Raw genomic sequence first — 21116 nt, 5'->3', positions numbered from 1 at the left:
ACCCAACAGTGTGCCGATATATTCACCCGCCAACCCATCATGTGACGGACCGATACGCGGAGAAACTAGTCAGTGTTCCACCCATGAGCGTCCGCAGCCCCACAAACGAGGACTAAACGGTCTCTGGCATCAACGTTTACCATCCCCGACTCTTCGGGGTGCGATGCAGAAGTGCTCCTTAGAAAGGAGGTGATCCAGCCGCACCTTCCGGTACGGCTACCTTGTTACGACTTCGTCCCAATCGCCAATCCCACCTTCGACGGCTCCCTCCCACAAGGGGTTAGGCCACCGGCTTCGGGTGTTACCGACTTTCATGACGTGACGGGCGGTGTGTACAAGGCCCGGGAACGTATTCACCGCAGCGTTGCTGATCTGCGATTACTAGCGACTCCAACTTCACGGGGTCGAGTTGCAGACCCCGATCCGAACTGAGACCGGCTTTAAGGGATTCGCTCCACCTCACGGTATCGCAGCCCTCTGTACCGGCCATTGTAGCATGTGTGAAGCCCTGGACATAAGGGGCATGATGACTTGACGTCGTCCCCACCTTCCTCCGAGTTGACCCCGGCAGTCTCTCACGAGTCCCCGCCATTACGCGCTGGCAACATAAGATAAGGGTTGCGCTCGTTGCGGGACTTAACCCAACATCTCACGACACGAGCTGACGACAGCCATGCACCACCTGTACACCGACCACAAGGGGGCCTACATCTCTGCAGGTTTCCGGTGTATGTCAAACCCAGGTAAGGTTCTTCGCGTTGCATCGAATTAATCCACATGCTCCGCCGCTTGTGCGGGCCCCCGTCAATTCCTTTGAGTTTTAGCCTTGCGGCCGTACTCCCCAGGCGGGGTACTTAATGCGTTAGCTACGGCACGGATCCCGTGGAAGGAAACCCACACCTAGTACCCACCGTTTACGGCGTGGACTACCAGGGTATCTAATCCTGTTCGCTACCCACGCTTTCGCTTCTCAGCGTCAGTTACTTCCCAGAGACCCGCCTTCGCCACCGGTGTTCCTCCTGATATCTGCGCATTTCACCGCTACACCAGGAATTCCAGTCTCCCCTGAAGTACTCTAGTCTGCCCGTATCCCCTGCAAGCTCACAGTTGAGCTGTGAGTTTTCACAGAAGACGCGACAGACCGCCTACAAGCTCTTTACGCCCAGTAATTCCGGACAACGCTCGCACCCTACGTATTACCGCGGCTGCTGGCACGTAGTTGGCCGGTGCTTCTTCTACAGGTACCGTCACTCACGCTTCGTCCCTGTCGAAAGAGGTTTACAACCCGAAGGCCGTCATCCCTCACGCGGCGTCGCTGCATCAGGCTTCCGCCCATTGTGCAATATTCCCCACTGCTGCCTCCCGTAGGAGTCTGGGCCGTGTCTCAGTCCCAGTGTGGCCGGTCACCCTCTCAGGTCGGCTACCCGTCGTCGCCTTGGTAGGCCATTACCCCACCAACAAGCTGATAGGCCGCGGGCCCATCTCGCACCGATAAATCTTTCCACCACAAGACATGCATCCCATGGTCATATCCGGTATTAGACCCAGTTTCCCAGGCTTATCCCGAAGTACGAGGCAGATCACCCACGTGTTACTCACCCGTTCGCCGCTCGTGTACCCCGAAGGGCCTTACCGCTCGACTTGCATGTGTTAAGCACGCCGCCAGCGTTCGTCCTGAGCCAGGATCAAACTCTCCGTTGAAGACTCTTGAAACAACCCCAAAAGGGCGAATCAGAAGAATTAACCAGAGTCCGAAAACCTTGGCAAAACAAAACGCCAGCAAAAAATATTTGCTGACAAAAATGTCCGACCCACCCAAACGGGGGTTTAAGGAGCCGGAACCAAATAAAACATTTGGCACTGACATTCATCGACACACTATTGAGTTCTCAAAGAACACACGCACACACCATCTCGCGGGTTTGACCCCGGTTGATCGGTGAGGCAACTTATCTAGCTTAGCTCAGCCGTGAACCCAATCCAAAATCGGGGTCTCGTTCGAGCTAGTGTGATCGCCAGGCGCTCGACGTCCTACCTCGTTTCCCTGGTCCCTCACTCAGCGTTTCCGCTCAGCACTGCGGGCCCCGGGTCGGTGTCCGTGTCGCTCTGACTCGAATAAAGTTACGTGTCGGCGTGCACGATGTCAAATCGCCTGGTCAGGAATGGTTTTCAACGAAACGAGATCGTCGCCTGCTGTTCACATGATCAATCCGCGACGCCGACTCGCTCCACCTGACCACCCAACGCCTGCAGCTGCTCGACGAAATTCGGATAGCCACGGTCGATGTGGAAGACGTCGTGCACTTCGGTGGTGCCATCGGCAACCAGACCGGCGAGTACCAAACCGGCGCCCGCCCGAATATCCGACGACCACACCGGTGCACTCGACAACCGCGGAATTCCGCGCACCACCGCGTGGTGCCCATCGGTGCGTGCGTCGGCGCCGAGCCGGATCATCTCCTCTACGAAACGGAACCGCGCCTCGAAGATGTTCTCGGTGATCATCGAGGTGCCGTCGGCAATCGCCGCGAGACCGATGGCCATCGGCTGCAGGTCGGTCGGGAAACCGGGGAACGGCAGGGTCGAGAAATTGACCGCGCGCGGCCGGTCGGCCTGGATCACCCGGAAGCCATCCGGTTCGAATGAAATACGCGCACCGGCCGAACGCAGCTTGTCCAGCACGAGGGACAGATGCTTGGGATTCACCCCGGTGACCCGGATATCGCCCATCGTCATCACCGCGGCGATCCCCCAGGTGGCCGCCACGATCCGGTCACCGATCACCTGGTGCGTCGTTGGCTCGAGGCGCTCGACACCCTGGATGGTGAGTACCGAGGTGCCCGCACCACTGATCCGCGCACCCATCCGGACGAGCATGTTGCAGAGATCGACGATGTCGGGTTCGCGGGCGGCGTTATCGATCACCGTCTCCCCCTCGGCCAGCACGGCCGCCATGAGGATGTTCTCGGTCGCGCCCACCGAAGGAAAGTCCAGCCGGATCCGCGCACCCTGTAGTTCATCCGCGCGGGCGACCACACAACCGTGCTCGATTTCGCTGGTCGCGCCGAGCAGGCGCAGGCCGGCCTGATGCATATCCAACGGGCGCGAACCGATCGCGTCACCGCCGGGCAGTGCGACGACCGCCCGCTTGCACCGCGCCATCAGCGGACCGAGCACACAGACCGACGCGCGGAACTGCGTCACCGCGGGGAAGTCCGCGTGGTACTTGGGCTCGGCCGGCGTATCGATGGTGACGACCGATCCGTCGATCGTGACGTCGCAGCCGAGGCCGCGCAGCACATCACCCATCAACGGCACATCGAGGATGTCCGGGCAGTTCGTAATGGTGGTCGTGCCCTCGGCCAGCAAGGCAGCCGCCATCAACTTGAGGACGCTGTTCTTCGCACCCCCAACCGCGACCTCACCGACGAGTCGATTCCCGCCAGTAACCAAAAACCGTTCCATGCCGCCTCTCCGCGTATTCGGCGCACTGTTGGTGCAAAGGATAGTTGCGTTGCGGGCCGCTGGTAGCGGTGCCGGGTTATATCCAGGTAGCTGACGGGTGTTTCCGGGTGTCCAGCAACTTTCGCGTGTCGCGTCGTGCGGCGAACCTGACCATCAGCAGCGTCGTGGGCCGTCGGTCGAGTAGAGGTTATGTCTGGGCATCCCTCACGAGTTACCCATGTTCACACGAAATCAGTCGTTACCCATGTTCGCACGAAATCAGTTGTCCAGGTTCTGAGTGTTGTGGTCGCCGCCCGGCTTCCACAACACGTCTCCGCCCGGGTTGGCGACACGACTGAGGATGAAGAGCAGATCGGACAGGCGGTTCAAGTATTTCGCCGGAAGGATATTCGTGTCGTCCGGATGGGCCTCGACGGCGGCCCATGCGGAACGCTCGGCGCGCCGCGCCACCGTGCGAGCGGTGTGCAGCAGGGCGGCCAATGGCGTGCCGCCGGGCAGGATGAACGAATTCAGTGCCGGCAGTTCGGCATTGAACTCATCGCACCAGCCTTCGAGGCGGTCGATGTAGGCCTGGCTGATCCGCAGCGGCGGATATTTCGGCTCCTCGACAACCGGGGTAGACAGATCCGCGCCGGCGTCGAACAAGTCGTTCTGCACCTGACGCAGCACCGTCAGCAACTCCGGTGCGGGATCCCCGAGCGCGACGGCCACGCCGATGGCGGCGTTCGTCTCGTCACAGTCGGCGTAAGCGACCAATCGGGGATCGGTCTTGGCCACCCGCGAGAAATCGCTGAGCCCGGTGGTTCCGTCGTCCCCGGTACGCGTGTAGATCCGCGTCAAATGCACACTCACGACTACACCCTAGAGGCCGGGCAGGCGCCTGGTGCGGTCCGATGGCCGGGATTCGACCCAGGAGAGGAAGGCGGCCAGTGAACCGCGGTCCAGGGCGAGTTCATAGTTGCCGTCATTATCGGAAACCGCGGTCACGGCGATCTCGTCGGTCATGATGTCGTATTCGTCACCACGCGGGCCGCGCCGATCACCGATCTCGATGCCCCGGCGTCGAATGCTGGAATCGGGGCCCAGCTTGAGGCTGGAGAGTTTGTAGAAGACGAGGCGATCCTCGTCATAGCGAATCAGGCCGTGCCGCCAACCCTGACCGCCGCGCGCGGGCAGCACCCGCAGGATCGCGGCGGTCCCACCGCGGCGCAACATGATCAGCCGGTAAGTGGAGGCCAATGCCAGAAGAACGAGCGTGAGCACCAGAATGATCAGGAGAACCATCCCGGTCTGCAATGCCGTTCGTCCCTTCGCTCCGCCGCCGTTTCGACGACACCTCGCGGTCATTCAACCACGGACTCGAGTTTACAAATGGCGGGGCCATGTCTCCGGTGAGATCCGACCCGAAATACCACTGTCGGCGGCGAAGGGAAACCCTCGCCGCCGACAGCGCCGTACGCAATCTCGAAGTGGTGCTTACGCGTTCGCGTTCGCCTCGACCGCGCGCACCTGGCCCTCGGCCGCCGCCTTCTGTTCGTCGGTGGCGTCGGCATCGGCCAGCACCCGACGGGCCACCTCGATGTCGATCTCATCGGCGAACTCCGCGGACTCGGCGAGCACCCGGACCGAGGTCGCGGTCACCGAGAAGAACCCACCGTGCACCGCCGCGGTGATCCGCTCACCCTCGGTGGGCACGATGCTCACGATGCCGCCCTCGACCAACTGGCCGAGCAACGGCTCATGACCCGACATGATGCCGATCTGGCCCTCGGTGGTCTGCGCGCTGACGAACGTTGCCTGGCCGGACCAGAGCAAACGCTCGACAGCGACGAGATCAACTGACATCTCCGCCATGGGTGACTACTTTCCGGCGATCTTCTTCGCGGCCGCCTCGACATCGTCGAGACCACCGCAGCTGTTGAACGCCTGCTCCGGGAAGTGGTCGAACTCGCCCTTGCAGACGCGGTCGAACGCCTCGATGGTGTCGGTCAGCGGCACCACCGAACCCGGCTGGCCGGTGAACTTCTCGGCCACGATGAAGTTCTGGCCGAGGAACTTCTCCAGGCGACGGGCGCGACCGACGAGGACCTTGTCCTCTTCGGAGAGCTCGTCCATGCCGAGGATGGCGATGATGTCCTGCAGTTCCTTGTACTTCTGCAGGATCCGCTTCACCTCGTTGGCGACCCGGAAGTGCTCCGCACCGACGATCGAGGCCTCCAGGATGCGGGAGGTCGAGGTCAGCGGGTCGACGGCCGGGTAGATGCCCTTCTGCGAGATCGGGCGGGAGAGCTCGGTCGTCGCGTCGAGGTGGGCGAAGGTGGTCGCCGGGGCCGGGTCGGTGTAGTCATCGGCAGGAACGTAGATGGCCTGCAGCGAGGTGATGGACCGACCACGGGTCGAGGTGATGCGCTCCTGCAGCTCACCCATCTCGTCGGCCAGCGTCGGCTGGTAGCCGACGGCCGAGGGCATGCGGCCGAGCAGGGTCGACACCTCGGAACCGGCCTGGGTGAACCGGAAGATGTTGTCGATGAACAGCAGCACGTCCTGGTGCTGCACGTCGCGGAAGTACTCGGCCATGGTCAGGGCCGAGAGGGCGACGCGCATACGGGTGCCCGGCGGCTCGTCCATCTGGCCGAAGACCAGCGCGGTGTCCTGGAGGACGCCCATCTCTGCCATTTCCAGGTGCAGGTCGGTGCCCTCACGGGTGCGCTCACCGACGCCCGCGAACACCGACGTGCCGGAGAACTCACGCGCGATACGGGTGATCATCTCCTGGATGAGCACGGTCTTGCCGACACCGGCACCACCGAACAGACCGATCTTGCCGCCCTTCACGTACGGGGTCAGCAGGTCGATGACCTTGATGCCCGTCTCCAGGATCTCGGTCTTACCCTCGAGCTGGTCGAATGACGGGGGCTTGCGGTGGATGCCCCACTGCTCGCCGTCGCGGCCCAGGCCCGGGGTGTCCAGGCAGTCGCCGAGGGCGTTGAACACGTGGCCCTTGGTGATGTCGCCGACCGGCACCGAGATCGGCTTGCCGGTGTCGGTGACGGTGGCGCCACGCACCAGACCGTCGGTGGGCTGCATCGAGATGGTGCGCACGATGTTGTCACCGAGGTGCTGGGCGACCTCGAGGGTCAGGGTCTTGGCCACCGAGGCCAGCGTGATCTCGGCGTGCAGAGCGTTGAACAGCTCGGGGATGGAACCCCGCGGGAACTCGACGTCCACGACGGGGCCGATGACGCGGACGACACGGCCTGTTTTCGCGCCGGTCCGGCTTTCTTGGGTGACTGCTGCGGTCATTTTTCTCTTCCTGCGCTTTAGTCGCGGTCCGAGCTCGAAGCCAGCGCGTTCACGCCGCCGACGATTTCGCTGATTTCCTGCGTGATCTGGGCCTGCCGCACCGAATTCGCCTGCCGAGTAAGCACATTGGCCAGTTCGTTGGCGTTGTCGGTGGCTGCCTTCATTGCGGTGCGCCGAGCCGCGGACTCGGATGCCGCTGCCTCGAGCAACGATGAGTAGATACGCGTGTTGATGTACTTGGGCAGCAGCGCCGCCAGCAGCACATCGGCATCGGGCTCGAACTCGTACTGCGCGGTGAGTTCCGCGGTCGGCGAGTCGGAGAAGCTGTCCTCACCCATGTCGAAGTCTTCGTCGACGAAGCTGACCTGGATCGGCGCCAAGCGGCGCACCTCCGGGGTCTGGGTCAGCATCGAAACGAAACGGGTGTACACGATGTGCAACTCGTCGACGCCCTCGATATCGCCGGTCCCGTTCGGGGCGGGCACCTCGCCCTCGGAGCCCGCCATGAAGGCGTCCACGAGGTGATGGCACGCGGCCGAGGCATCGTTGTACTTCGGCTGCTGGGAGAACCCGGTCCACGCGTTGATCACCGGCCGACTCCGGAAGCTGTAGTACGTGAGGCCCTTGTTGCCCATCACGTACAGCACCGGTTCCTTGCCCTCGCCACGCAGGGTGACCATGAGCTCCTCGGCGCGCCTGAGCACGTTGGAGTTGTAGCCACCGCACATACCGCTGTCACTGGTGATCACCAGGACCGCCGCACGCCGCGCATTGTCCCGCTCGGTCAGCAGCGGGTGCGCCAGACTCGTCGACGCACTCGCCAGTTCGCTGAGGACCTTGGTGATCTCCTCGGCGTAAGGCTTGGCGGCCGCAACCCGGGCCTGGGCCTTGGAGATTCGCGAGGTCGCGATCAGCTCCTGGGCCTTGGTGATCTTCTTGATCGAACTCACACCACGAATGCGGGAGCGCAATTCACGCAAACTTGCCATCAGCGGTTCACACTCCCCTCATTCGCCAGAATCGAATAGCGCATGGCAGACCCGATTACTTCTCGACGTGCTTGCGGGTCACCGACAGCGATTCGACCTCTTCGTGGTCGAGTTCACCGGCGGCGGCCTCGTTCACGACGCGCGAGCCGTCGGAAGCGAGGAAGCCCTGCTTGAACTTGTCGGTCGCCGCCTTGATGGCGTCGCCGTTCTCGGCGTCGAGGACCTTGCCGCCCTCGATCGACTTGAAGGCATCGGCCGCGCTGCGGTGCAGGTCTTCGAGCAGCTCCACGTTGAAGCGACGGATGTCGCCGACCGGAACCGAGTCGAAGTAACCGGCGTCGACCAGGAAGATCGAGATGATCTGGTCCTCGACCGCAATCGGCGAGTACTGGTCCTGCTTGAGCAGCTCGACCCAGCGGGCACCGCGCTCGAGCTGAGCGAGCGAGGCCGCGTCGAGGTCGGAGGCGAAGGCGGAGAACGCCTCCAGTTCGCGGTACTGCGCCATTTCCAGACGCAGCGAACCGGCGACCTTCTTCATGCCCTTGGTCTGGGCGGCGCCACCGACACGGGAGACCGAGGTACCGACGTTGATCGCCGGGCGGACACCCTTGTTGAACAGGTCGGACTCGAGGAAGACCTGACCGTCGGTGATGGAGATGACGTTGGTCGGGATGAACGCCGAGATGTCGTTGGCCTTGGTCTCGATGATCGGCAGACCGGTCATCGAGCCGGCGCCCATCTCGTCGGACAGCTTCGCGCAACGCTCCAGCAGACGCGAGTGCAGGTAGAAGACGTCACCCGGGTACGCCTCGCGGCCCGGCGGGCGACGCAGCAGCAGCGAGATGGCGCGGTAGGCCTCGGCCTGCTTGGTCAGGTCGTCGAACACGATCAGGACGTGCTTGCCCTGGTACATCCAGTGCTGGCCGATGGCCGAACCGGTGTAGGGCGCAAGCCATTTGAAGCCGGCGGAGTCCGACGCGGGGGCCGCGACGATGGTGGTGTACTCCATCGCGCCGTGCGCCTCCAGCGCGGTCTTGACACCCGCGATGGTCGAACCCTTCTGGCCGATGGCGACGTAGATGCAGCGCACCTGCTTCTTCGGGTCGCCCGAGTCCCAGTTGGCCTTCTGCGCCAGGATGGCGTCGATGGTGACCGCGGTCTTGCCGGTCTTGCGGTCGCCGATGATCAGCTGACGCTGACCACGACCGATGGCGGTCAGGGCGTCGATGGCGGTGATGCCGGTGGCCAGCGGCTCCTCGACCGGCTGACGCTGCAGCACGGACGCGGCCTGCAGCTCGAGCACGCGCTGCTCTTCGGCTTCGATCTCACCGAGGCCGTCGATCGGCTGGCCGAGCGGGTTGACCACGCGGCCGAGGAACTTGTCACCGACGGGGACCGAGAGCACGTCACCGGTGCGGCGAACCTGCTGGCCCTCTTCGATTTCCGCGAACTCGCCGAGGATGACCGCACCGATCGCGCGGTCCTCGAGGTTCAGCGCGACGCCGAGCACACCACCCGGGAATTCGAGCAATTCATTGGCCATCGCCGAGGGCAGGCCACTGACGTGCGCGATGCCGTCACTGCAGTCGGTGACAACACCGACTTCTTCGATGGAGGTTTCCGGGGTGTAGCTCTGGGTGTAGCTCTCGATCGCGCTACGGATCTCATCGGTGGAGATCGTCAGCTCCGCCATAGTTTTCCTGCTCTCGCTGTCTGGTCTGAATGTCGGGGTGGTTGGGTTGTCAGGCCAGAGCCCGACGCAGCCGTTCCAGTCGGCCGGTGGCGCTGCCGTCGATCAGGTCGTCGCCGACTGTTACAACGACGCCGGTCAACAGAGTCGAATCAACCTGCACGTGCACCGTGACCGGCTTGCCATAGATGCGCTGCAACGACGCCGCGAGATGGTCCCGCTGCTGGTCGGTCAGCGCGACCGCGGCGCGCACATGCGCGACGATCTGGTCGCGCCGGGCGGCGGCGAGATCGGACAACTCGTCGAACGCGTCGCCGATGCTCGTCTTGGACCGAGTGACCACCTGGTCCGCCAGGGTCTGGGTGATGGCCTCGGACTTGCCCGCGAGCAGCCGCTGGATCAACTCGCGCTTGGCCACGGCGGGCTTCGCGCGATCCGAAAGCGCCTGCTCCAGATCGGGATTGTCACCGACGATCCGGGCGAGCCGGAACAATTCGTCCTCGACCGCCCCGAGTCGTCCGCTGTCGGCCGCCGACTCCAGCAGCGCCTCCTGGCCGAGCAACACCAGGGTGTCGACCAAATCGGCGGTGCGCGACCAGTTCTGGGCCACCGCGGTGGTCAGCACCGCCAGGGTGGCGGGGCTGACCTTGCCGCTGAAGACCCGCTCACTGAGTTCGGCGCGCACCGAGCCGGCCACCGACACGTCCGCGAGCGCAACACGCAGCGAACGCTGGTCATCCAGCACGGCGACAACGGCGAACAGTTCCGACCCCGTCGTGGCCGCAACACTGTCGCTTCCGGTCAGAGCGGCCCGAAGCGCCTCCCGTGCCCGGGAGCTTGCCTCGCGGCTCGCTGCGTACATGCTTCTCACTTTCGCGTCGCTACCTTCCGACCCCGATGCCGGCATCCGACTGATCCAGTTCGGCGAGGAACCGGTCGATCGATGCCGCCTGCTTAGCTTCGTCCGAAACCGACTGTCCGATAATCTTTTCGGCCAAATCGACGGCAGTCTTGCCGACTTCGGCGCGCAGCTCGGTCAGGATCTGCTGGCGCTGAGCTTCCAGCTGGTGGTGACCGGCGGCGACGATTCGGTCGCTTTCGGCCTGGGCTTCCGCGCGCATCTGCGCGAGGATCTGCTGGCCCTGGGTGCGTGCGTCCTCACGGATGCGCGCGGCCTCGAGCCGGGCGTCGGCCAACTGCTGCTGGTACTGCTGCAGCGTCAGCTGGGCTTCTTCCTGTGCGGCCTCGGCCCGCTGGATACCACCCTCGATCTTGTCCGCACGTTCATCCAACACCTTCATGAGGCGCGGGACGACGTACTTGTAGAAAACGACGCCGATGATCGCAATGCAGACCACCGACCAAACGATGTCGTAGGTCTCGGGGATAAGGGGATTGATGTCCTCCCCGGTCCCCGCGGCGAGCAAAGAAAGCGTGTTCATCACAAACTCAGAAGATGAAGCCGGCCACGAGGCCGATCAGCGCCAGGGCCTCGGTGAACGCGATACCGAGGAACATGTTGGTGCGGATGGTGCCCTGCAGCTCGGGCTGGCGAGCGATGCCTTCGATGGCCTTACCGACCACGATGCCGACGCCGATGCCGGGGCCGATGGCGGCGAGGCCGTAGCCGATGGCGCCGAAGCCCTTGAACTTTTCGGGGGTAGCGGCTTCCTGGGCCAGGTACGCGAGGCTCATGAGTCTTCCATTCCCTTTCTGTTGCTCACCCGCCGGTCGGCGTGGTGTAGCAGATATCCGGTAGTTGTTCGGTCAGTGCGAATCAGCGTGCTGCGCGAGTCCGATGTAAACGGCGGTCAGCAGGGCGAAAACGTAGGCCTGCAGGAAGATGACCAGCAGTTCGAACAGCGTGAACCCGAGTCCGGCGAGCAGCGAGAACGGCGAGAAAACCTTCATCCAGGCCGCGGCGTCGAACAGGAAGAACCAGGTGGCGCTGAAGAACAGCACCAGCATGATGTGACCGGCCAGCATGTTGGCCATGAGTCGGACGGTCAGCGTGAACGGGCGCAGGATGAATGTCGAGACGAACTCGATCGGAATCAGCAACACGTGCAACGCGGGCGGAACATTCGGAACGACGATGCTGCTGCGCATGTAGGTGACGAACCCGTACTTCTTGATACCCACGTAGTTGAACGTGAGGTACGCGATCAGGGCCAGCACCAGCGGCATGCCGATTCGGGCGTTCGACGAGATGTTCAGCCCCGGAATGATGCCGGAGAAGTTGAGAAAGAGAACCGCGAAGAAGATCGTCGCGATCAACGGGAAGTACTTGCGACCGGATTCCTTACCGAGCACCTCATCGCAAATCTGATCCTTGACGAACACCAAACCGGTTTCGGCGATGTTCTGCAGGCGACTCGGGACGATGCGAGGATTGCGCAATGCCAGCACCATGACGAGCACCAGCACGGCGGTCATCAGCAGCCGGATCAACATCAAACGGTCGAGTTCGAACGGCGTACCCTCGAACAGCACTGCTGGAGGGAAGAAGTCGGACAGCGATGGCGCGTGGAACTCGCCCGCCAAAGTGGTGACGCTCAGCGTTCTCTCCCGTGTTCGGGCCGCGGGTACGGTCATTCCCGCGGTTCGATCGGACATTGACGATCAATTTGGGTCGACTGAGGTCGGCTCGAAATTCGTCAGCAGCTGTGCGGCAACCCGCATGGGCGTCTGTCGTAGTGTCGGCGACGTTCGTCGACATGCAGAACCGGAACCCCTCGGAGCCCGGCACGGCAGTAAGCATAGCGGCAGTTGGTTGGGATCCAGGTGATCCCCCCTGTCTTGGTCGCTTGCTTACCAACACTTTACCAAGTTATCTACGACAGCGTGTAGGTGGGTGGGATTATTCCTAATCAGAAGCCGAATCGGACCTGTCGGTCGGTACGGTTACGTACGGAACCTTCTGCCGCAGAACGCCATACGTTTCCGCCCCGAGCACGATGAGCAGGGACCCGACCACGGTCAGGAACAACGCCATCCGGTCGTAGAACTCGAAGTTCTGCAGCACCGCGATCACGATCATCGCGACCAGCAGCTTGCCCACCCAACTCACCAACATGACCAGGCCAGCGGTGCTCGGTGGCAGCTTCGCGCCGAACAGCACGACCGCCGCGGTGGTGAGGATGAAGCCGCCGCCGATGGCCGCGCCGAGCAGCGCGCCCCAGAGCCCGGGCAGGCCGGCCACCGCGGTGGCGATGGCCACCGACAGCACCACCAGCACGGCCAACCCGATCACGCCGTAGCGCAGCGCCGCCTTCAGCGGGGCATCGGGACCAGGGACCGGGTTAGTGAGACTCACGACCGGAACTTTACCTGGGCGTGGTTTACGGATCCGCGGGCTCCTTGCGGCGCAGGCCCGGTATCGCGGTCACCACCAGGGCGAAAACCAGTCCGCCCGCCATCATCAGCACGACGATCCGCCGATCGTGGATCAGCGAGGTACCGACCGCGCCGAAGGCGAGCACGCCGACCCATAAATAGATCACCAGCACCACGCGGCGGTGCGAATGTCCGATCTGCAACAACCGGTGATGCAAGTGCATTTTGTCCGGTGTGGAGAAACTCACCCCGGCGCGCACCCGGCGCACGATCGCCAACAGCAGATCAAGCACCGGAATGAACATCACCGCACCGACCAGCAGCAGCGGCGAAAGCAGACCGACGATGTCGCGAGGTCCGTAACCCGCCAAATTGATCCGGCCCGAAGCGCCCGTCGAAACCGCGGCCAGCATGAGCCCGATCAACATCGAACCGGAATCGCCCATGAATATCCGGGCGGGCGAAAAGTTGTGTGGCAGAAATCCCAGACACGCGCCCGCGAGCGCGGCGGCGAGCAGCGCGGGCGGATATGTATCGACCGAACCGCCCTGGTTGTAGAGCAGGCCGACGGTGAAAACGAAGACCGCGCCCGCGCAGATCAGACCGAGCCCGGCCGCGAGCCCGTCGAGTCCGTCGACGAAATTCATCGCGTTGACCAGGGTCACCGTGATGCCGACCGTGACCAGCCCGCCCTGCAGCGCGTCCAGCACCACCGTGGTGTCGCTGAACGGGTTGTAGATGACGTACCAGCTCAGGCCCATCACCGCCATCACACCCGCGGCGGTCACCTGACCGGCGAATTTGGTCAGCGCGTCCAGGCCCCAGCGATCGTCGACAATGCCGACGAGCACGATGAGCGTGGCCGCGACCAGCACCGCCGGAATATCCGGTGCGTAATCGAAACCCCGGCGCAACGCGGGCAATTGGTGCGCGAACAGCACAGCCGCGACCACCCCGGTGTACATGCCGACCCCGCCCATCCGCGGAATCGGCTTGACGTGCACATCACGTTCGCGTGGCACCGCGACAGCGCCGAATGCGATGGCCAGCACCCGAATTCCGCCGGTGGCCAAAAAGGTCACCGTGGCCGAGATGAGGAGCACGAGCAGCAGCTCGCGCAACGGAACTACCGCGCCCGAACCGATCATCCGATTATCTGATCCGCCATACGATCACTGCGTCCCGAGATCACCGCGTCACGGCGCTGGTCAGCGCCTCCGGTGACATTCCGAGCACATCGGCGATATCGCCGACCGATACCGCGCCCTCGCGCAGCACCCGCGGCTGATCCGCGGTGAGATCGACGATGGTGGAGGCGACGGCATGTTCGGCGGCGCCGCCGTCGAGGTAGACCCCGGCCAGATCGCCGAGCTGAGCACGCGCGTCAGCGGCCGTCGTGGCGGGCGGCTGCCCGGAGACGTTGGCGCTGGAGACCGCCAGCGGGCCGACCTCGCGCAGCAGTTCCAGCGCGACCGGGTGCAGCGGCATCCGCAGCATCACCGTGCCACGCGTGTCACCGAGGTCCCACGCGAGCGAAGGCGCTTGCTGCACAACAAGACTCAGCCCACCGGGCCAGAACGCCCGGATCAGCTCGCGGGCCTGCGGGCGCACCGAGAAGACCAGGCCATCGATGGTGTGCCACGAGCCGACCAGCACCGGCACCGGCATATCCCGACCGCGCCGCTTGGCGGCGAGCAGATCGGTTACCGCAGCGGAGTCGAACGCGTCGGCGGCGAGGCCGTACAGCGTGTCGGTAGGCAGCACGACCAGGCGTCCGGATTTCAGGGCGCTGGTGGCCGCGGTCAGTCCGGCGGCGCGCGAATCGGGATCCGCGCAGTCGTAGACGGTACTCACGGCCCCCATCCTGTCACGCGATGGTCTCGGGACCACCATCCCGGGGGGCCGGTAACTCGCGCACACCGGCTCGCATGCCTACCGATGTGGCCGAGGCGAGTCGGTCAGGTGCGGGTGGCGGCGACGAAACGGGGCTTGCCTGCGAGGTCGGGATGTTCGACGATCTCGGTGAAGTCACCCGGTTTCGCCAGCAAGGCGGCGAGATCCGAGCCGTTGGTGTCGTCGTGTTCGATAGCGGCGGCACCGCCGGGGCGCAGCAGGCGGGTGATGGTGGGGATCATCTGCCGGATGACGTCCAGGCCGTCGGGGCCGCCGAACAGCGCCAGATGGGGGTCGTGATCGGCGACTTCGGGATCCAGTCGCGCGTCTTCGGGGATGTACGGGGGGTTGGCGACGATGAGGTCGACCTTGCCGTTCAGCTCAGTGAGCAGATTCGGGTCGGTGACATCGTCGGCGTAGAGGGTGATCGGGGTATCGCCCTCGGCAATGCGCAGGTCGGCATTGCGGCGAGCCCATTGCAGGGCCGCGGGATCGATCTCGACCGCGTGCACGTCCGCGTCCGGACGGGCCTGGGCGATGGCCAGTGCGAGTGCGCCGGAACCGGTGCACAGGTCGACGACGACCGGCGTGTGGTCGTGCGGCAGCGCCTCCAATTGGGCCAGCGCCCAGGCGAACAGCAGTTCGGTCTCCGGGCGCGGCACGAAGACGCCGGGGCCCACAACCAGGTCGATCTCGCCCATCGCGGAGGTACCGGTCAGGTGCTGCAAGGGAATTCGTTGCGCGCGCCGGGCCACCAGGGCTCGGTACTCGTCGAGCATCTGGGGCGCGACGAGCGGCGTCAATGCCAGCCGGGTCCGATCGACACCGAGCAGATGGGCGGCCAAATGCTCGGCGTCGGTCTGCGGACTGTGCACCCCCGCCGCCCGCAGGGTTTCGACGGCCTGGTTGATGGCTGGGCGCAATGCCACCCGGGTCTGGGACATGACCTCGACTCTGCCCGAACCGTGCTTACTCCGCGGCCATTCTGGCTTCGCGATCCGCTTTGCCGAGTGCGTCGAGCAATGCGTCCATATCACCGTCGAGCACGGCGTCCAGGTTGTGCGCCTTGAAGCCGATGCGGTGGTCGGTGATCCGGTTCTCCGGGAAGTTGTAGGTGCGGATCCGCTCGGAGCGGTCGACAGTGCGAATCTGGCTGGCCCGGCCCGCCGCAGCCTCCTGATCGGCGTGTTCCTCGGCGAGCGCCTGCAGCCGAGCCGCGAGCACCTGCATGGCACGGGCCTTGTTCTGCAGCTGGGAACGTTCGTTCTGGCAGGTCACGACGATGCCCGAGGGTAGGTGGGTGATGCGGACCGCGGAGTCGGTGGTGTTGACGCCCTGGCCGCCCTTGCCGGAGGAGCGATAGACGTCGATGCGCAGATCGGTTTCGTCGATCTGCACCTCTTCGACCTCATCGGGCTCCGGGTAGATCAGCACACCGGCCGCCGAGGTGTGGATACGACCCTGCGATTCGGTCACCGGAACGCGCTGGACGCGGTGCACGCCGCCCTCGAATTTGAAGCGCGACCAGACGCCGTCGCGCGCGGCGTCGCGGCTCTTGATCGAAATGGTCGCGTCCTTGTATCCGCCCAGGTCGGAGATGTTCGCGTCGAGAATCTCGACCTTCCACCCGTGCCGCTCGGCGTAGCGGACGTACATGCGGGCCAGATCCGAGGCGAACAGCGCCGATTCCTCGCCGCCCTCACCGGATTTCACCTCGAGCACCACGTCGTCGCCGTCGTGCGGATCGCGCGGGGCGAGCAGATCCGCGAGGGTCTGCTCCAGCTCGACCACCTGTTGTTCCAGGTCGGGCACCTCGGCCGCGAAGGACGAGTCGTCGGCCGCGAGTTCTTGTGCGGCGGCGAGATCCTCACGCGCGGACTTCAGCTTGGTGTAGGTGGCCATGACCGGGGCAAGCTCGGCGAACCGCTTGCCGACCCGACGCGCGGCGCCCGGATCACTGTGCAGCGCCGGATCGGCGAGCTGCGTCTCCAGGCCCGCGTGCTCGGCCAGAATGTCATCGATCGCGGACGGTTGCGTCACCGTGCTTCCTCTCTTACCCGTACTGGCCACACAAAAGCGCCGACGCCCGGCCTGCTGAGCAGGACCGGGCGTCGGCGGGGAAGCTACTTGCTTTCGGCGTCGGCCTTCTTGCCCGCGCGCTTGCCGTAGCGAGCCTCGAAGCGGGCCACGCGACCACCGGTGTCGAGAATCTTCTGCTTGCCGGTGTAGAACGGGTGGCACTGCGAGCAAACTTCGACGGTGATGTGTCCCGACTCCTTGGTGCTGCGAGTCTGGAAGGTGTTGCCGCAACCACAGACGACCGTGGTCTCGACATACGCCGGATGGATTCCTGCCTTCATGGGTGTCCTCTCGATATTGGCCGCCGGGTCGCCCGCGCAGATCGCGAGGACGTGAACCGGAGCCGACTAGGCGGGAGGTCTGCTCAGCAGAGCAGACGCAACGACCGTTCAGTATGCCAGAACAGCGGTTACGCTCCCAAAACACCCCCGGCCCCCGGTTTGTTCCCGCCCCTAGGTAGTCCCCCAAGTCTCATTGCCAATTGAACTACTGGCACGCGTCGATCGTGTTCTTACGGAACCCTTAATTCGGGTAGTCCGCTACTCGTGGATACGAACACCACTGTTCATAAAGTGTGAGGCCTGATGCACATCGGCGTGCCGAGACAGAAAGGAGAACCCTATGAACAGCCGCGTTGCTCTGGCGGTCTTCGTTTCGTTGATTCTCACTGTCGCGGTCGGCTGGTTCGCCGCTCCGGATCGCCCGGACCCCTACGCGTACGCGAAACCCACTGCCGCACAGTTCGATCCGGCCGATTCCGCCGCGAGCACCGGTAGTCCGGCCGCCACGACGGCGATCATCCTGGCCTTCATGATCGCGGGCGCGGCAGGCATCGGCCTGGCCTTCTTCAGCCCCCGAACGCCGAAAGGGCCCCGCTTACGCGGAGCCCCTTCGACAGTGAAACTGCTGGTCGACCTACTCGTCGAGCGCACCCGGTGCGGTCTTGCTGACCTGCATCAGGAACTCGAGGTTGTTCTTGGACTTCTTCAGACGGTCGATCAGCAGATCGATCGCCTGGTGCGAGTCCAGGCCGGACAGTACGCGGCGCAGTTTGTGCAGCACCGCGGCCTCGTCGGGGTTGAGCAGTAGTTCGTCCTTACGGGTGCCGGACGGGTTGACGTCCACGGCCGGGAACACGCGCCGTTCCGCGATCTTGCGGTCCAGCTTGAGCTCGGCGTTGCCGGTGCCCTTGAACTCCTCGAAGATCACCGTGTCGCCGGTGGAACCGGTCTCGACCATGGCGGTCGCGATGATGGTGAGCGAGCCGCCGTTCTCGATATTGCGCGCCGCGCCGAGGAACCGCTTGGGCGGGTACAGCGCGGTCGAATCGACACCACCGGAGAGGATGCGGCCCGAGGCGGGCGAGGAGTTGTTGTACGCACGGCCCAATCGGGTGATCGAGTCGAGCAGCACCACAACGTCTTTGCCCATCTCCACCAGGCGCTTGGCGCGCTCGATGGCGAGTTCGGCGACCGAGGTGTGATCTGACGGCGGACGGTCGAAGGTCGAGGCGATGACCTCGCCCTTCACCGAGCGCTGCATATCGGTGACCTCTTCCGGACGCTCGTCGACCAGCACGACCATGAGGTAGACCTCGGGGTTGTTGATGGCGATGGCGTTCGCGATGTCCTGCATGATCGTGGTCTTACCCGCCTTGGGCGGGGAGACGATGAGGGCGCGCTGGCCCTTACCGATCGGCATGATCAGGTCGATGACGCGGGTGGTCAGCTTGTTCGGCTGGGTCTCCAGCCGCAGCCGCTGATTCGGGTACAGCGGGGTGAGCTTGCTGAACTCCGGACGACGCCTGGCCGCCTCGACCTCACCGCCGTTGACCGTGTCCAGGCGCACCAGCGGATCGAACTTTTGGCGCTGGTTGCTCTGCTCACCGTCGCGCGGAGCGCGCACCGCACCGGTGATCGCGTCACCGCGGCGCAGGCCGTTCTTGCGGACCAGGTTCATCGAGACGTAGACGTCGTTCGGCCCGGCCAGGTAACCCGAGGTGCGCACGAAGGCGTAGTTGTCCAGCACGTCGAGGATGCCCGCGACCGGCTGCAAGACGTCGTCCTCGCGGATCTCGAGCTCGCGCGCCTCACCGCCACCGGTGCCGCCCTCGCGGTCGCGACCACGACGACGTTCCCGGAAGCGACGTCCCCGCCGTCCGCGACCGCCCTCGTCCTCGTCACCGCCACGGTTGGCATCGCCACGGCCACCGCTCTCGCCGCCACGGCCACCGGTCTCGCCGCCACGGCCACTGCTCTCGCCGCCACGGCCGCCATTGGCGTTGCCGCCGCCGCTGCCGTTCTGGTTGCGTTCGCCTTGGTTACGCTCACCGCCCTGGTTGCGTTCGCGGCGGCGTTCGCCCTGGTCCTGCTCCGGCTTCGACTCCTCGCCACGGGTCTCGCCCGCGGGGGCCTCGCCGCCGGCGCGCGCCTGGTCACGACCGCGGCGCTGCCTGCCGCGACCGCGCTGACCGGCCTCGCGGCCGGCATCCTCGGTGGTCTCGGACGGCGCGGACTCGGCCTGCGCCTGGTCGGCCTTGGGCTCTGCGGCCTTCGACGGAGCGGATTCGGCGACGGGGGCTTGCGCCACAGCCTGCTTTACCGGGGCCTCCTTCGCCGGGGCGGCCTCGACCGGGGCGGCAGCGACGGGCGTCACGTCGAGGGTGCCCTGCTCCGCCTTTACCGGCGCCGCCTTGGCGGCGTCCGCATCGGACTTCACCTCGCCACGCGCGGACTTTTCCGCCTTCGCCGACTTTCCGGCCTGATTTTCCTTGATGGCGGCGATCAAATCGCCTTTGCGCATTCCGGAGGTGCCTCGGATACCGAGCTCCCCCGCGAGCGCGCGCAACTGCGGCAACAACATTCCAGTCAGCCCCGATCGTGCGACGTCGGTTTGTTCGCTCATCTTCGAAATCTGTCCGGATTCACTTTCGCGGTCCCCCTCGGGGTTGGAAACCACCCCGGGTGTCGCGAGCAGGTCCGTATCTGTCACGGAAATCCTTTCCTTCCCTCGATGTGCCGTGTGCTGTTTCGAGGGTTCTTCCCGCTGTCCGGACGTTGTACCGGACACGGATGCGAGGGCCGAACATAAGTCCGGACCGGCGCTTTTGCCGTATCACCTGCCCCGCCGGGACCGGCGGCTTCGCCACCAGTTCCTGAAAGGTGGGAGAGATCATTCCAGTTGCGCAGCTACGCAGCACCCCCATGGCCTGGAGGCTCGAGCCTGCTGGAGCGATTGCCCTGATGAAGCACCGGCGTCTGATGCGCACGATGTACGGACGTGCTCAGGATAGCTGGCAACCGTGAACCTCGGCAAGGCGGACTCGCCGTCAGTCGACCCGGACACCTTCCGCGAGTCCCGGCTCGACCACCCGCAGGCCGTCGATGGCCGCGAGTTCACGCAGCTCGGCGGGGAATTCGCTGGTACCCAAGGCCAGTACGGTCGGTCCCGCACCGGAGACCGTGGCCGCGATTCCGGCCGCACGCAGCCGGGCGATCCACTTGGTGGTCAGCGGCAGCGCCGGCGCGCGCTGCGTCTGGTGCAGTCGATCTGCCGTTGCGGGCAGTAGTAAGTCGGGACGTTGCGTCAACGCCACGACCGCGAGTGCGGCCCGGCTGAGGTTGAACGCGGCATCGCCGTGCGGCACGACCTCGGGCAACAGCCCACGGGTGTGTGCGGTGGACGAGCGCTCTTCCGGTATGAGCACCACCGGACGCAGCGTCGGATGCGGATCGAGGCGCACGGCGCGGTAGACGCGGCCGTGATCGGGCGCCGCCGCACCATCATCGGTGACGGCATCCGCGGCGGTCTCGGTCCAGGACACGACGATTCCGCCGAGCACGCTGGCCGCCGCATTGTCCGGGTGGCCTTCGAATTCCGAAGCCAGCTGCACCAATTGGTCGCTGTCGGTGGCCGATCCCGGATCCAGTTTCGCGGCCAGACCGCAGCCTGCGGCAAGGCCGCCGACGACCGCGGAGGCCGACGAACCCAGACCGCGTGAATGCGGAATCACGTTGCGGCACACCACATCGAGACCATCGGCCCAGACGCCCGCCGCCTCCAGACCGCGCTCGATCGCGCGCACGACGAGATGTGAAGGGCCCCATGGCACATCGTCGGCGCCCTCACCCTCCACTCGGATGGTAAGGCCGGAATCGGTAGTGCGCACCTCGATCTCGTCATAGATGCCCAAAGCCATACCGAGCGAATCGAATCCGGGGCCGAGGTTGGCGCTGGACGCGGGCACTCGCGCGGTCACCGACAGACCGGCGGGCAGCGTCCTGGTCATGACTGCGCCTCGCTGGCGCTCAGCTCCGTCATGCCCAGACGGCGCTGCGACATGATTCGCTCGCTGGGCTCGC

General features: G+C 64.8%; 20 protein-coding genes and 1 rRNA gene. All 21 read right to left on the bottom strand.

Translation table 11 applies throughout. The annotated features are described in order from the left end of the window. Positions 1 to 182: 182 nt before the first annotated feature. Positions 183 to 1701: ribosomal RNA gene (locus tag OG874_RS41885) — 16S ribosomal RNA — on the bottom strand. 504 nt (positions 1702 to 2205) lie between these two features. Further along, complete coding sequence (gene murA, locus OG874_RS41880; protein WP_330252553.1) at positions 2206 to 3465, bottom strand: UDP-N-acetylglucosamine 1-carboxyvinyltransferase; 1260 nt, start codon at positions 3463 to 3465, stop codon at positions 2206 to 2208. 258 nt (positions 3466 to 3723) lie between these two features. Next, positions 3724 to 4317, bottom strand: coding sequence for a cob(I)yrinic acid a,c-diamide adenosyltransferase (locus tag OG874_RS41875; protein ID WP_330252552.1), 594 nt, complete (start codon positions 4315 to 4317; stop codon positions 3724 to 3726). Positions 4318 to 4326: 9 nt separating this feature from the next. Continuing rightward, positions 4327 to 4749, bottom strand: coding sequence for a DUF2550 domain-containing protein (locus tag OG874_RS41870; RefSeq protein WP_330252551.1), 423 nt, complete (start codon positions 4747 to 4749; stop codon positions 4327 to 4329). A gap of 192 nt (positions 4750 to 4941) precedes the next feature. Beyond that, entirely contained in the window at positions 4942 to 5319 is a 378-nt protein-coding gene (locus OG874_RS41865; RefSeq protein WP_330252550.1) for a F0F1 ATP synthase subunit epsilon, read from the bottom strand. 6 nt (positions 5320 to 5325) lie between these two features. After that, the gene (atpD, locus tag OG874_RS41860) at positions 5326 to 6768 is read right to left on the bottom strand and encodes a F0F1 ATP synthase subunit beta (protein ID WP_330252549.1); all 1443 of its coding nucleotides are present in this window, start codon (positions 6766 to 6768) and stop codon (positions 5326 to 5328) included. A 17-nt stretch (positions 6769 to 6785) separates the two neighbouring features. Then, positions 6786 to 7757, bottom strand: a complete 972-nt coding sequence (locus tag OG874_RS41855; protein WP_330252548.1) for a F0F1 ATP synthase subunit gamma — start codon at positions 7755 to 7757, stop codon at positions 6786 to 6788. Between the two features lie 55 nt (positions 7758 to 7812). Beyond that, positions 7813 to 9450 carry a F0F1 ATP synthase subunit alpha gene (atpA, locus tag OG874_RS41850; RefSeq protein ID WP_330252547.1) on the bottom strand — a complete coding sequence of 546 codons (1638 nt, stop codon included), beginning with the start codon at positions 9448 to 9450 and terminating at the stop codon, positions 7813 to 7815. Positions 9451 to 9499: 49 nt separating this feature from the next. Then, entirely contained in the window at positions 9500 to 10309 is an 810-nt protein-coding gene (locus OG874_RS41845; RefSeq protein WP_330252546.1) for a F0F1 ATP synthase subunit delta, read from the bottom strand. Positions 10310 to 10328: 19 nt separating this feature from the next. Beyond that, positions 10329 to 10889 carry a F0F1 ATP synthase subunit B gene (locus OG874_RS41840; RefSeq protein ID WP_330257642.1) on the bottom strand — a complete coding sequence of 187 codons (561 nt, stop codon included), beginning with the start codon at positions 10887 to 10889 and terminating at the stop codon, positions 10329 to 10331. A gap of 7 nt (positions 10890 to 10896) precedes the next feature. After that, on the bottom strand, positions 10897 to 11142 hold the full coding sequence (locus OG874_RS41835) for an ATP synthase F0 subunit C (protein WP_330252545.1): 246 nt from the start codon (positions 11140 to 11142) through the stop codon (positions 10897 to 10899). 72 nt (positions 11143 to 11214) lie between these two features. Continuing rightward, a complete protein-coding gene (atpB, locus tag OG874_RS41830; RefSeq protein ID WP_330252544.1) occupies positions 11215 to 12063 on the bottom strand; it encodes a F0F1 ATP synthase subunit A in 849 nt (282 codons plus the stop codon). A 250-nt stretch (positions 12064 to 12313) separates the two neighbouring features. Next, positions 12314 to 12763: a hypothetical protein gene (locus OG874_RS41825; protein ID WP_330252543.1), complete on the bottom strand. Its 450-nt coding sequence runs from the start codon at positions 12761 to 12763 to the stop codon at positions 12314 to 12316. A 25-nt stretch (positions 12764 to 12788) separates the two neighbouring features. Further along, the gene (locus OG874_RS41820; RefSeq protein ID WP_330252542.1) at positions 12789 to 13931 is read right to left on the bottom strand and encodes a glycosyltransferase family 4 protein; all 1143 of its coding nucleotides are present in this window, start codon (positions 13929 to 13931) and stop codon (positions 12789 to 12791) included. Between the two features lie 40 nt (positions 13932 to 13971). Next, on the bottom strand, positions 13972 to 14637 hold the full coding sequence (locus OG874_RS41815; RefSeq protein ID WP_330252541.1) for an L-threonylcarbamoyladenylate synthase: 666 nt from the start codon (positions 14635 to 14637) through the stop codon (positions 13972 to 13974). Positions 14638 to 14741: 104 nt separating this feature from the next. Further along, entirely contained in the window at positions 14742 to 15620 is an 879-nt protein-coding gene (gene prmC / locus OG874_RS41810) for a peptide chain release factor N(5)-glutamine methyltransferase (RefSeq protein WP_330252540.1), read from the bottom strand. Positions 15621 to 15645: 25 nt separating this feature from the next. Continuing rightward, on the bottom strand, positions 15646 to 16716 hold the full coding sequence (gene prfA, locus OG874_RS41805) for a peptide chain release factor 1 (protein WP_330252539.1): 1071 nt from the start codon (positions 16714 to 16716) through the stop codon (positions 15646 to 15648). 83 nt (positions 16717 to 16799) lie between these two features. Next, positions 16800 to 17036, bottom strand: a complete 237-nt coding sequence (rpmE, locus tag OG874_RS41800; protein WP_330252538.1) for a 50S ribosomal protein L31 — start codon at positions 17034 to 17036, stop codon at positions 16800 to 16802. Positions 17037 to 17465: 429 nt separating this feature from the next. Beyond that, a complete protein-coding gene (locus OG874_RS41795) occupies positions 17466 to 17588 on the bottom strand; it encodes a hypothetical protein (RefSeq protein WP_330252537.1) in 123 nt (40 codons plus the stop codon). Positions 17589 to 17670: 82 nt separating this feature from the next. Further along, complete coding sequence (rho, locus tag OG874_RS41790; RefSeq protein WP_330252536.1) at positions 17671 to 19746, bottom strand: transcription termination factor Rho; 2076 nt, start codon at positions 19744 to 19746, stop codon at positions 17671 to 17673. 337 nt (positions 19747 to 20083) lie between these two features. Continuing rightward, on the bottom strand, positions 20084 to 21043 hold the full coding sequence (thrB, locus tag OG874_RS41785) for a homoserine kinase (protein ID WP_330252535.1): 960 nt from the start codon (positions 21041 to 21043) through the stop codon (positions 20084 to 20086). Positions 21044 to 21116: the final 73 nt, after the last annotated feature.

The sequence above is a fragment of the Nocardia sp. NBC_00565 genome (assembly GCF_036345915.1).
GTDB lineage: Bacteria > Actinomycetota > Actinomycetes > Mycobacteriales > Mycobacteriaceae > Nocardia.
Note: the sequence above shows the minus strand (reverse complement) of the source record. Positions and strands in the feature narration are given on the sequence as shown.

Coding starts and splice junctions, on each gene's coding strand:
- OG874_RS41820 (WP_330252542.1), bottom strand. CDS start 13,931: ATGATCGGTTCGGGCGCGGTAGTTCCGTTGCGCGAGCTGCTGCTCGTG.
- thrB (WP_330252535.1), bottom strand. CDS start 21,043: ATGACCAGGACGCTGCCCGCCGGTCTGTCGGTGACCGCGCGAGTGCCC.
- OG874_RS41835 (WP_330252545.1), bottom strand. CDS start 11,142: ATGAGCCTCGCGTACCTGGCCCAGGAAGCCGCTACCCCCGAAAAGTTC.
- rpmE (WP_330252538.1), bottom strand. CDS start 17,036: ATGAAGGCAGGAATCCATCCGGCGTATGTCGAGACCACGGTCGTCTGT.
- atpB (WP_330252544.1), bottom strand. CDS start 12,063: ATGTCCGATCGAACCGCGGGAATGACCGTACCCGCGGCCCGAACACGG.
- OG874_RS41865 (WP_330252550.1), bottom strand. CDS start 5,319: ATGGCGGAGATGTCAGTTGATCTCGTCGCTGTCGAGCGTTTGCTCTGG.
- OG874_RS41855 (WP_330252548.1), bottom strand. CDS start 7,757: ATGGCAAGTTTGCGTGAATTGCGCTCCCGCATTCGTGGTGTGAGTTCG.
- atpD (WP_330252549.1), bottom strand. CDS start 6,768: ATGACCGCAGCAGTCACCCAAGAAAGCCGGACCGGCGCGAAAACAGGC.
- prmC (WP_330252540.1), bottom strand. CDS start 15,620: ATGTCCCAGACCCGGGTGGCATTGCGCCCAGCCATCAACCAGGCCGTC.
- OG874_RS41870 (WP_330252551.1), bottom strand. CDS start 4,749: ATGGTTCTCCTGATCATTCTGGTGCTCACGCTCGTTCTTCTGGCATTG.
- atpA (WP_330252547.1), bottom strand. CDS start 9,450: ATGGCGGAGCTGACGATCTCCACCGATGAGATCCGTAGCGCGATCGAG.
- OG874_RS41795 (WP_330252537.1), bottom strand. CDS start 17,588: ATGCCTGCCGCGCCCGCGATCATGAAGGCCAGGATGATCGCCGTCGTG.
- murA (WP_330252553.1), bottom strand. CDS start 3,465: ATGGAACGGTTTTTGGTTACTGGCGGGAATCGACTCGTCGGTGAGGTC.
- OG874_RS41845 (WP_330252546.1), bottom strand. CDS start 10,309: ATGTACGCAGCGAGCCGCGAGGCAAGCTCCCGGGCACGGGAGGCGCTT.
- OG874_RS41840 (WP_330257642.1), bottom strand. CDS start 10,889: ATGAACACGCTTTCTTTGCTCGCCGCGGGGACCGGGGAGGACATCAAT.